The following is a 10413-nucleotide window of genomic DNA, read 5'->3' on the forward strand; positions in this document are numbered from 1 at the left end:
CCGCTCAGCCCCGCAGCCAGCGCCACAGCACCAGCGGCCAGAGCAGCGCGAGGCCCGGCAGCAGGAGCGGACGGAAGGCATAGGCGCCCGCCGCCGCCGGATCGAGGCGGTCGAGCCCGAACAGCAGGAAGGCGAGGCCCACCAGCAGGCCGGTCGTGCCATAGGCCATGGCTAAGGTCAGGAACACCGTGACGGCCCTCTCCTGCGGCGGCCGGAGCCTAGCCTGCTCAAAGCCGCCCGTTCCACCTTGCATTCCTCAGCGCGAGCGCAATGACGCCGTCCACCCAGCCGGCCGGGCAGCGCGTTGGCTGGTAGGTGTGCCGGAGCCTGTGCAGCAACAGCAGCGCGGCCCGCACCGCCTCCTCCGGCGCCGGCCGCGCCGCGCAGCGGGCCCGTGCCCGCTCGGCCGCCCAGCCCAGCACCACCCGGTAGGCGGCCTCCGACCCTTCCTGCGCCTCGCGGAGGCGCTGTTGCAGGACCTGCATCTCGGGTGACATCGCCCGCCCCATCGGTGTCCTCGCCCGTCCTGCCCCGCCGCAAGGGCGGGGGCGGCGGGACGATGCCGGGACGAGGCAGGCCGGTCTTGCGTGACGCTGCGGTGAAATTGTGCCCGGCTGCGGGTTCTGGCCGCCCCCGCCCCATGCGGCCGAGGTTGACGCGCCGCGCCGGCCACGGCGATGCTGCACCTGCGAAGAGCACGGGCCGCCGGCCGGGCCGGCAGGCCGCGCCAGGAGACGCGCCATGGACCAGCCAGGGCCGCAATACGACAGCATGGCCGAATTCTACCGCACCGGCTGCTACGCGCCCTTCGTGCAGTCCTTCCGCCTCGCCGGCACGGCGCCGGTCGCGCTGGTGCGGTTCACGCAGCCGGCCGGCGAGTATCCCGACCCGCCGACCGCGGCCTTCACCCTGTCCATCAACGAGAGCGGCGCCGGGCGGATGCGCTTCGACATCGGCGCCGGCCGGGCCGAGCTGCCCTTCCGCCGCGGCGACCTGGACGTGACGCCGCCCGGCGTTGCCACCTACTTCGCCAATGACGCCCGCCACCAGAAATCCTTCGTCTCCCTGCCGGTCGCCCTCGTCGCTCGGCTGGCCGAGGAGACCGGGGCCCGCCACGGCCTGCCGGGCGGCGCCGATCTCGGGGCGCTGCACGGCAGCGCCTTCCGCTCCGCCACCATCGCCCGCCTGCTCGACATGATCTGGGCAGAGGCGATGCAGGACGGCCCGCATGCCCGGCTGTTCAACGACGGCGCGCTGATGGCCCTCGTCGCGGCCCTGCTGCGCCTGGCCACGCCTGGGCAACCCGCCGCGCCGAAGGGCCCGAGCCTCTCCGCGGCGCGGCTGGCCCGGGTGCGCGACTGGGTCTCGGCGCATCTCACCGAGCCCTTCGGGCTCGAGGCCATGGCGGCCAGCGCCTGCCTCTCGCCCTACCATTTCAGCCGTGCCTTCAAGGGCGCCACCGGCCTGTCGCCGCGGGCCTATGTCACCGCCTGCCGCATCGCCCTCGCGCGGGAGCTGCTGGCCGACACCGCCCTGCCGCTGGCGGAGGTGGCGCAGGCCTGCGGCTTCGCCGACCAGTCGAGCTTCACCACCACCTTCAGCCGCGAGACCGGGCTGACGCCGGGCCTCTACCGGCGGAGCAGCCGCTGACCGGGGCACGGCCGGCCTCCTACTCCATGCACCAGCCATGGCTGACGATCAGCGACTGGCCGGTCACCGCGTTGCTGCCGGCGGCGGCGAAGAACAGCACGGCCTCGGCGACATCCTCGGCCGTGGTGAACTCGCCATCCACCGTCTCCTTCAGCATGACGTCGCGCACCACCTGCGCCTCGGTCAGGCCGAGCGCGCGGGCCTGCTCCGGGATCTGCTTCTCGACCAGCGGCGTGCGGACGAAGCCGGGGCAGACGATGTTGGCCCGGACGCCGCGCGCGGCGCCCTCCTTCGCCACCACGCGGGCAAAGCCCACCAGCCCGTGCTTGGCGGTGACATAGGGGGCTTTCAGCACCGACGCCTCCTTCGAATGCACCGAGCCGATATAGACGATGCTGCCGCGCCCGGCCGCGTACATCGGCTTCAGGCAGGCGCGCGTCGTGAGGAAGGCGCCGTCGAGATGGATGGCCAGCATCCGCTTCCAGTCGGCCAGGGGAAAATTCTCCAGCGGATGCACGATCTGGACGCCGGCATTGCTGACCAGCACGTCGATCCGGCCATGCGCGGCGAGGATGGCGGCGATGCCCGCCTCGACCGCCGCCTCGTTGCTGACATCCATCGCGACCGCGGTGGCGCGAAGCCCCTCGGCCGCGAATTCGGCAGCCGTCGCCTCCGCCGCCGGCAAGGCGAGGTCGGCGATGACCGCGACCGCGCCCTCGCTGGCGAACCTGTGCGCGATGGCACGGCCGATGCCGCTCGCCCCGCCGGTGACGATGGCAACCTGATCCTGCAAGCGGCCCATGATGGGGCTCCTCGACACAAGGGATGGGGGCTTCAGCCCAGTTGGTCGTGCACGACCTCGCCGAGTTCGAGCGTAAGGGCGGCAACGAGATGCGTGGCGGAGGGGACCTCGCGCACCGGCAGGTCCGCCACCGGCGCCAGCGCATGCGGTGCGAGCTCCAGCGCCGCGGGCCCGGTCCAGCCGCCCTTCAGCGCGATGTCCGGGAGGCGGAAGCGCACGAGCTCGCGGATGCGCGGCCGGCCGTCGGCATGCGGGATGGTCTTGAGCAGGATGCCGGACGCGGCCAGGGCCTCTGCCCCAGGCACCGTGCGGTGCCTGAAGCCCATGCTGCCGCGCGCCAACGGCGCCGGGCCGAAGTCGAGCGTGCCGAGCTGCGTGACCGCGAGCGACGGGCGGGCCAGCTTCTGCGGAAAGCCCCGCAGCTCCCGCCCGCCGGAATTCGCCGTGTGGGTATTCATGTACGTCGCATGGACGGAGCCGCCCGCCTCGCCTCCCGGCAGCCAGACGGGGATGAGTTGCGCCGCGACGGCATGCTCGCCGAAACCGGTGCTGTCCGGCATCCGGAAGAACTGGAACCGCGCCTCCGGCAGGCGCAGCGCCTCCGGGTCGCCGCGATAGGCGATGGTGCGGTACTCGCGGTCGACATAGCTGTAGGGCCCCATCGGGTAGGACGGGCTGGTGCGCGGCACGGCGAAGGCGCCGCCGAGGACGTCCTCGGCCAGCATCAGGCCGTCACCCGGCGGCGTGAGGGCGCCTGCGGCAGGGCAGGCGGCTTCGGGTCGCCCTGCACGTCGAAGGTGCGCGCGCCGAGCTCGGGCGGCATCGGCGCCAGCCAGGGCGCCGCGGCGAGGGTCGCCGCCGCATCGGCGCGGCCCTGCGCCCAGCGCTCCTCCATGGTGCCGCGGCTGAACTCGTAATCCTTCGCCTGGCCCTGGCTTTCCTTGGGCCGGTAGATGAGCTGCGCGATGTCCATGGTGGTCACGCAGCCGAAGTCGTAGAGGAACCGGCCTTCGGGCGTCGCGCGCAGCTCCTCCGGCAGCTTCGCCCAAAGAGTGTTGATGTTATGCCGGACATCGTGAATCTGGCGGATCGCATCGGTCGCCGCGCGGGTGCGGCTGCTGTAGCGGATGTCCTTCTCGCGCTCGAAGACCTCCAGCAGGCTCGTCGGCACCGAACCGCGGGCATGGAAGACATCGACCTGGAAGGTCAGCCGGCTGCGGCGCGGAAGCTTGGTCAGCACGTATTGCAGCGGCGTGTTGGAGACGAGGCCGCCATCCCAGTACAGCTCGCCGTCGATCTCGACCCCAGGGAAGCCGGGCGGCAGCGCGCCGCTCGCCATCACGTGCTCGGGGCGGATGGTGATCTCGGCACTGTCGAAATAGGCGAAATTGCCCGTCCGCACATTGACGGCGCCGACGCTGATGCGGGTCTCGCCGCTGTTCAGCCGCTCGAAGTCGATCAGGCTCTCGAGCGTCGCCTTCAGGGCGGTGGTGTCGTAGAGGCTGGTGCGCGGCGCCCCGAACAGCCAGGCCGCGGGCGAATGCGGCCCGAAGAATCCCGCCTGTCCGAAGAGGAGCGCATTGGCCGCACCGAACTGCCGGCGATGCTGCGGCAGCAGGGCGAAGGTATCCTCCATCCAGGACGGCCAGGCGGCGGGCGGCGCGGTGATGGTCTCCCAGAAGCGCCGCAGCTGCTCCACGCGGCGCTCCGGCGCGTTCCCGGCGATGATCGCCGCGTTGATCGCGCCGATCGAGATGCCGGCCACCCAGTCCGGCCGGTAGTCGGAGCCGGCGAGAGCCTCGTACACGCCGGCCTGGTAGCTGCCGAGCGCGCCACCGCCTTGCAGGACCAGCGCCACCGCCTTGTCGTAGCCGTCCAACTGCCGCGGGGCGACGGGACCTGCCATGCTCGATCTCCTGCGAACGGCCGGCCGCGGTGGCCGGTGCCCCTGTGTTTCGCGGGCGCAGCCTTGTCGGTTACCGCACGAGCCGCAGAAATCCGGGCACGCCATATCCGCCCGGCGGCGCGCAGGCGCTCGGTCCCGGATTCCCCGTCCCGCCGACACCCGCCTGGGCGACGACGTCGACCGCGCATGTCACCGCATCGGGCGCGGCGATCCGGGCTGCGCCCCCCGGCGCAGCGGAGGGCGCCCGAATCGCGCGGCGCGAAAGCGCTCGACACGGATTCCATGCGCTTTCAAGATTCTAGCGTGTCCGATTCGCACCGCCCATGAGGTCGCTCCGGAGCCACCAGAGCGAGCTGCTCGCCATCGTCCAGGCCATCGCCGCGGGCGAGGCCGGCGGGCTGCGCGACATCCTCGCCGCGGTGACGCCGGGCGGCGGCAAGTCCCTCCTCCCCGTCCTCGCCGCCAACGCGCTCATCGGCGCCGGCCTCTGCGAGCGGGTCTGCTGGGTGGTGCCGCGCGACAGCCTCCGCCTCCAGGCGGAGGAGGCCTTCGCCGACCCCGCCTGGCGCGAGGCGCTCGGCCACGCCCTCTCCGTCCGCGCCGCCGACAACAGCCCGGGCGACCCCTGCCGCGGCCTTGCCGGCTACGTCACCACCTACCAGGGCATCGCCGCCGCGCCCGACCTCCACCTCGCCGCCTTCCGCCGCCACCGCTACCTGCTGGTCGTCGACGAGGTCCACCACCTCCCGGCGCTCGCCGAGGCCGATGCCGCCGGCGGCCGCGACCATGCCGCCGACGCGGCCGCCGCCTGGTCCGCCCCGATCGAGCCGCTGCTTTCCCTCGCCGGAGTGCGCCTGCTGCTCTCCGGCACGCTGGAGCGCGCCGATGGCCGCCGCATCCTCTGGCTGCCCTATCGCCGCGCCGCCGGCGGGAAGCAGGAGGTCGACCTCGCCGCACCGGGCTGGGCCGTGGTCGGCTACAGCCGCGCCCGGGCGCTTGCCGAGCGCGCCGTCCTCCCCGTCTCCTTCGGCGCCCTCGACGGCGAGGCCGCCTGGCTCGGCCCGGAGCCGGAGGGCGGCGGCGAGCGCCCGCGCCTCGGCCCGCACCGCCTCCGCGCCCCCGCCCCGCACGAGGCAACGCGCCCCGCCCTCTTCACCGCGCTGCGCACCGGCTTCGCCGAGGGCCTGCTCCGCCGCGCCTTCCTGGCGACGCGCAGCCTCCGCGCCGAGCGTCGCCGCGCCCTCGGCGCCGCGCCCGAAGACACCCCGCGCGGCCTCGGCAAGCTGCTGGTCGTCGCCCCGGACCAGCGGGAGGCGCGGCGCTACCTCGACCTGCTGCGCCAGTGGGTACCGCCGGGCCAGGCAGGCAGCACGGCGCTCGCCGTCTCCGACGAGCCCGGCGCGCAGGAGACGCTGGCCGCCTTCCGCCTGACCGCGGAGCCCTCCATCCTCGTCACCGTCGCCATGGCCTATGAGGGGCTGGACGCGCCGGAGGTCGCCGTGGTCGCCGCACTCACCCATATCCGCTCCCGCCCCTGGCTCGAGCAGATGGTCGCCCGCGCCACCCGCGTCGATCCGCGCGCCGGCCCCTACGAGCAGCAGCGCGCCCTGGTCTTCCACCCGGACGACCCGCTCTTCGCCCGCTTCCGCTGGCGGATGGAGCGCGAGCAGGGCACCCGCGCCAAGCCCGACCGCCGCCCGCCCCGCCAGCCGGCGCTGGCCCTGCCCGACTGGCTGGAGGACGAGCTGGCCGAGGCCCGCGAGCGCCACGGCATCATCCCGCTCGAGAGCAATGCGCTGACGCTGCGCCTCAGCACGCTCCGCCCCGGCCCCGACCTCGCCGCCGGCCTCGCCGCCGCCCGCGCGCCGGAGGAGCCGCAGGCCGACCTCCTCACCCCGTCCCGCGCCGAGCGCCAGCTCCGCCACCAGCTCGGCGATCTCGTCGCGGCCCAGGCGGTGGAGGATTCGGCGGAGGGCCTCTCGGGCGCCATCCCGCGCGGCGCCAGCCTCTACCACGCCTACAATGCCGCGCTGAAACGCGTGCTCGGCAAGGGACGGGGCGAGATGTCGGTGGAGGAGCTGGAGGCGGCGATGGCCTGGCTCGGCCGCAACCGGCTGCGCGAGCACCTGCACCTGCTGGAGGGCGACCACCGCTTCGGCTGGGCCGCCCGCCAGCGGCGCGACTGGCGCCCGCCCGTCGGGCGCAGGGCGACACGGTGACGGTCTTCTTCACCGCCGACACGCATTTCGGCCATGGCGGCGCCCGCGCCCTCTACCGCCGCCCCTTCGCCTCGGTGGCCGAGACGGATGCGGCGATGGTCGAGCGCTGGAACGCGGCCGTCGGGCCCGAGGACGAGGTCTGGCATCTCGGCGACTTCGCCATCGGCCCGAAGCCCGCGGCGCTCGCCGCGCTCCTGGCCCGCCTGCACGGCCGCAAGCACCTCGTCACCGGCAACAACGACGGCCCGGCGACCCTCGCCCTCGCCGGCTGGTCCAGCATCCAGCCCTATGCCGAGCTGATGCTGGAGGGCCACGGCCTCGTCCTCTGCCACTACGCCTTCCGCAGCTGGCGCAACATGCATCGCGGCTGGCTCGACCTGCACGGCCACAGCCATGGCCGCCTCAAGCCCCTGCCGCGCCAGACGGATGTCGGCGTCGACGCCTGGGACTTCCGCCCCGTCACCCTCGCGGAGATCCTGTCCCGCCGCCGCACGGGACATTTGCGACAAAGGTCGATGCTTTTGTGACCTGCCTCACATCCGGCTGCGATGGCCCGAAGATTAACCTCCGCGTCATCGGAACAAAGAACGGAGAAGACCCATGTCCGCCTTTCGCCGGGTGCTGATCGTCGAGGACGATGCCATGCTGCGCGCCACCCTGGCGGAACAGCTGGGCTATGGCTGCGAATTCGTCCCCGACCAGGCGGAGTGCCTCGCCGAGGCCGAATGCCGCCTCGCGGCCGACACGCATTACGACCTCGTCCTCCTTGACGTCGGCCTGCCCGATGGCGACGGCCGCGACTTCTGCGCCGCGCTGCGCCGCGAGGGCCGCCGCATGCCGATCATCATGCTGACCGGCGCCGATTCCGAGGCCGATGTCATCCGCGGCCTCGATGCCGGGGCCAACGACTACATCGCCAAGCCCTTCCGCATCTCCGAGCTGATGGCCCGCATGCGCGCCCAGCTCCGCGTCTTCGACAACAGCGAGGACGCGGTCTTCCCGATCGGCACCTACATCTTCCGCCCGAGCGCGCGAATGCTGCTGGAGCCGAAGCGCAAGCGGAAGGTCCGGCTGACCGACAAGGAGACGGCGATCCTGAAATTCCTCTACCGCGCCGGCGGCCGGCCGGTGCCGCGGCAGATCCTGCTGAGCGAGGTCTGGGGCTACAACGCCGCCGTCACCACGCACACGCTGGAGACGCATATCTACCGCCTGCGGCAGAAGATCGAGACCGACCCGTCCGACAACCGCCTCCTCGTCACCGAGAGCGGCGGCTACCGGCTGAACCCGGTCGCCACCTCGCGCATGATGGCCCGCCGCGCGGCCTGACCAGCCGCCGCGTCATGGCCGGGCCCGCGCCCGGCCATCACCGCCCGAGCCGCAGCCCGGCCCGCTCGACGATGCCGGCGAACTTCTCCCGCTCCGCCGCCAGGAAGGCCCGGGTCGCCGCCGGCGTCCCCGGCCCGGCCGGATCGACGCCGGCGGCGGCCAGCCGCGCCGCCGCCGCCGGATCGGCCAGCACCGCCCCCGCCGCCGCGGCCAGCCGCGCCACCACCGCCTCCGGCAGCCCGCGCGGACCGACCAGCACGTTCCAGGTCGTGATCTCGAAGCCCGCCAGACCGCTCTCGTCCAGCGTCGGGATGCTGGGAAACAGCGGATGCCGCCGGAGCGAGCTCACCGCCAGCCCGCGCGACAGCCCGTCCCGGAGATGCGGCGCGACCGAGGCCAGCACCTCGAGCGAGTAGTTGACCTCGCCCTTGGCCAGCGCCTCCATCACCGCCGAGCCGCCGCGGTAGGGCACGTGCTCCGCGCGCAGCCCGCCGGCGCGGAGCTTCAGGTACTCCCCCGTCAGGTGGCCGATGCCGCCTGCCCCAGAGGTCGCCCAGGTCATCTGCCCCGGCCTGGCGCGGATGGCGTCCAGCAGCGACCGCAGGTCGCGGAAGGGCGAGGCGGCCGGCACCACCAGCACCATCGGCCCGCCGCCGACCAGCGCGACCGGGGTGAAGTCCTCGACCGGGTCGTAGGGCGTCTGCTCCGGCAGCGCCGCCGGGTTGGTCCCGAGCGCCGAGGCGCTGGCCAGCAGCAGCGTGTAGCCATCCGCCGGCCGGTGCCGCACCCACTCCGTCCCGACCGAGCCGCCCGCCCCCGCCCGGTTCTCGACCACGATCCGCGCGCCCGGCCCAAGCTGCGGCGCCATCCGCTCGGCCATGATCCGCGCCGCGATGTCGGTCGATCCGCCGGCGAGGAAGGGTACCACCAGGCTCACCGGCCGCTCCGGATAGCCGCCCTGTGCCGCGGCCGGCCGCGCGCCAAGCATCGGGGCGGCCAGCAGCCATCGGCGTCGCATCATCCGCATCCCTCCCGGTCGATCCCCGCAGCAGGCCCCGGAAACGGTTGCCGTGCAATTCGCGATCCACCGGGCACCCAAGCGCAACCGGCGCGTTGACGGATTCGAATCCCGATCCTTGGAGAGCCGAGATGCGGTCCGACTCCCAGCCGAATGCCTTCCTGGCCACCGCCGTCGCGCTGGTGGCCGGCGCCACCCTGCTCCTCACCGGCAGCCGCCAGAAGGGCCAGCCCCAGCGCGCCCACCGCCCCGGTGCCCCCGCCGCCCCGGCCGGCGACCGCGGCCAGGACGCCACCCACCCGACGGAGATCCCCGCCCGGGGCTGGTGGGACATCCTGAAGCGCACCGCCGCGCAGGTCTCGGAGGACCGGCTGCTGAGCGAGGCCGCCGGCGTCACCTTCTACACCCTGCTCGCGCTCTTCCCCGCGATCGGCGCGATGATCTCCATCTACGGCCTCTTCGCCGACCCGGCGACGATCGGCGACCAGCTCCAATCCGTCGCCGCCATCGTGCCCAGCGGCGGCATGGAGATCATCAACGAGCAGGTGCAGCGCATCGTCTCCAAGGGCGGCAGCAGCCTCGGCTTCGGGGCGGTGATCGGGCTCGCCACCTCGCTCTGGTCGGCCAACCAGGCGATGAAGGCGATGGTCGACGCGCTCAACGTCGTCTACGACGAGCGGGAGCGGCGCGGCTTCTTCCTCCGCACCGCGCTGACGTTGGCCTTCACCCTCGGCGGCATCCTGTTCATCCTGCTGGCGATGACGGGCGTCGTGGTGCTGCCCGTGGCGCTGCACCTGCTCGGCATCGACGGGCAGCTCGGCACGCTGCTCGGCCTCGGCCGGTGGCCGGTGCTGCTGGCGGTGATCGGCCTTTTCCTCGCCGCCCTCTACCGCTTCGGCCCGAACCGCGACCGCGCGCAGTGGCGCTGGGTCAGCTGGGGGAGCTTCGCGGCCTCCATCGGCTTCGTCGCCTTCTCGGTCGGCTTCTCCTACTACGTCGCGAATTTCGGCAGCTACAACGAGACCTATGGCTCGCTCGGCGCCGTGGTCGGCTTCATGACTTGGATCTGGCTCTCGACGACGGTGGTGCTGGTGGGCGCCGAGCTGGATGCCGAGATGGAGCACCAGACCGCCCGCGACACGACGAGCGGCCCGGAGCGGCCCATCGGCACGCGGGGCGCGAAGATGGCCGACACCGTCGCCTGACGCTCACCCCGTCGTCGGCCCGCCGACGATCCGCCGCGCCGCGGGGATCGCCGGCAGCGCGGCGGGGAAGGCGAAGCACCAGGCGAGCACCCAGCTCGCCAGCCACAGCAGCGGGACATCTCCGCCCGCAGGCCGAGATTGACCAGGCTGAGCAGCGCCGGGACCACGCCGGCCATGAAGAAGGCCACGACCAGCGGGAGAGGCACCGGCCCTCAGACCAAACAACAAGCTAGCAGCCTGTCGGGTTTGGGTTTGCTGGCGACGGGTCCGTTGGATTGTGGATC

12 protein-coding genes are annotated in these 10413 nt (G+C 73.3%); 5 read left to right on the forward strand and 7 right to left on the reverse strand.

Annotation, left to right across the window (positions count from 1 at the left end):
* Positions 1-4: 4 nt before the first annotated feature.
* Together AC5JJ1_RS28270 and AC5JJ1_RS28275 are read right to left on the reverse strand one after the other, a co-directional pair.
* Positions 5-187 carry a hypothetical protein gene (locus AC5JJ1_RS28270; protein WP_495788453.1) on the reverse strand — a complete coding sequence of 61 codons (183 nt, stop codon included), beginning with the start codon at positions 185-187 and terminating at the stop codon, positions 5-7.
* Positions 188-227: 40 nt separating this feature from the next.
* Positions 228-485 carry a hypothetical protein gene (locus tag AC5JJ1_RS28275; protein WP_495788454.1) on the reverse strand — a complete coding sequence of 86 codons (258 nt, stop codon included), beginning with the start codon at positions 483-485 and terminating at the stop codon, positions 228-230.
* A 256-nt stretch (positions 486-741) separates the two neighbouring features.
* Here AC5JJ1_RS28275 and AC5JJ1_RS28280 point away from each other — a divergent pair, with 256 nt between their 5' ends.
* The gene (locus tag AC5JJ1_RS28280) at positions 742-1650 is read left to right on the forward strand and encodes a helix-turn-helix domain-containing protein (RefSeq protein ID WP_495788455.1); all 909 of its coding nucleotides are present in this window, start codon (positions 742-744) and stop codon (positions 1648-1650) included.
* Positions 1651-1669: 19 nt separating this feature from the next.
* Here AC5JJ1_RS28280 and AC5JJ1_RS28285 read toward each other — a convergent pair whose 3' ends face one another.
* Genes AC5JJ1_RS28285 through AC5JJ1_RS28295 form a run of 3 tightly spaced genes read right to left on the reverse strand, consistent with a single transcriptional unit; the run spans position 1670 to position 4358 of the window.
* Complete coding sequence (locus AC5JJ1_RS28285; protein ID WP_495788456.1) at positions 1670-2452, reverse strand: 3-hydroxybutyrate dehydrogenase; 783 nt, start codon at positions 2450-2452, stop codon at positions 1670-1672.
* Positions 2453-2484: 32 nt separating this feature from the next.
* Entirely contained in the window at positions 2485-3177 is a 693-nt protein-coding gene (locus AC5JJ1_RS28290; protein ID WP_495788457.1) for an acetoacetate decarboxylase, read from the reverse strand.
* Positions 3177-4358 (reverse strand): DUF3734 domain-containing protein, encoded by a 1182-nt coding sequence (locus AC5JJ1_RS28295; protein WP_495788458.1) that lies wholly within the window; start codon positions 4356-4358, stop codon positions 3177-3179. The genes AC5JJ1_RS28290 and AC5JJ1_RS28295 overlap by 1 nt, the downstream gene beginning before the upstream one ends.
* A gap of 323 nt (positions 4359-4681) precedes the next feature.
* Between AC5JJ1_RS28295 and AC5JJ1_RS28300 the strand changes: the two genes are divergently transcribed.
* The 3 genes from AC5JJ1_RS28300 to AC5JJ1_RS28310 all read left to right on the forward strand — a co-directional run bounded on the left by AC5JJ1_RS28300 (position 4682) and on the right by AC5JJ1_RS28310 (position 7906).
* Positions 4682-6577 carry a DEAD/DEAH box helicase gene (locus AC5JJ1_RS28300; protein WP_495788459.1) on the forward strand — a complete coding sequence of 632 codons (1896 nt, stop codon included), beginning with the start codon at positions 4682-4684 and terminating at the stop codon, positions 6575-6577.
* A complete protein-coding gene (locus AC5JJ1_RS28305) occupies positions 6574-7104 on the forward strand; it encodes a metallophosphoesterase family protein (protein ID WP_495788460.1) in 531 nt (176 codons plus the stop codon). The genes AC5JJ1_RS28300 and AC5JJ1_RS28305 overlap by 4 nt, the downstream gene beginning before the upstream one ends.
* A 73-nt stretch (positions 7105-7177) precedes the next feature.
* Complete coding sequence (locus tag AC5JJ1_RS28310; RefSeq protein ID WP_495788461.1) at positions 7178-7906, forward strand: response regulator transcription factor; 729 nt, start codon at positions 7178-7180, stop codon at positions 7904-7906.
* A gap of 37 nt (positions 7907-7943) precedes the next feature.
* Here AC5JJ1_RS28310 and AC5JJ1_RS28315 read toward each other — a convergent pair whose 3' ends face one another.
* Positions 7944-8927, reverse strand: a complete 984-nt coding sequence (locus tag AC5JJ1_RS28315) for a Bug family tripartite tricarboxylate transporter substrate binding protein (RefSeq protein ID WP_495788462.1) — start codon at positions 8925-8927, stop codon at positions 7944-7946.
* 128 nt (positions 8928-9055) lie between these two features.
* Between AC5JJ1_RS28315 and AC5JJ1_RS28320 the strand changes: the two genes are divergently transcribed.
* Positions 9056-10129 (forward strand): YihY/virulence factor BrkB family protein, encoded by a 1074-nt coding sequence (locus AC5JJ1_RS28320; RefSeq protein ID WP_495788463.1) that lies wholly within the window; start codon positions 9056-9058, stop codon positions 10127-10129.
* A 3-nt stretch (positions 10130-10132) separates the two neighbouring features.
* On the opposite strand, the gene AC5JJ1_RS28325 is transcribed toward AC5JJ1_RS28320, so the two are convergent.
* Positions 10133-10357, reverse strand: coding sequence for a DUF2798 domain-containing protein (locus AC5JJ1_RS28325; protein ID WP_495788465.1), 225 nt, complete (start codon positions 10355-10357; stop codon positions 10133-10135).
* Positions 10358-10413: the final 56 nt, after the last annotated feature.

This window comes from Belnapia sp. (genome assembly GCF_059504005.1).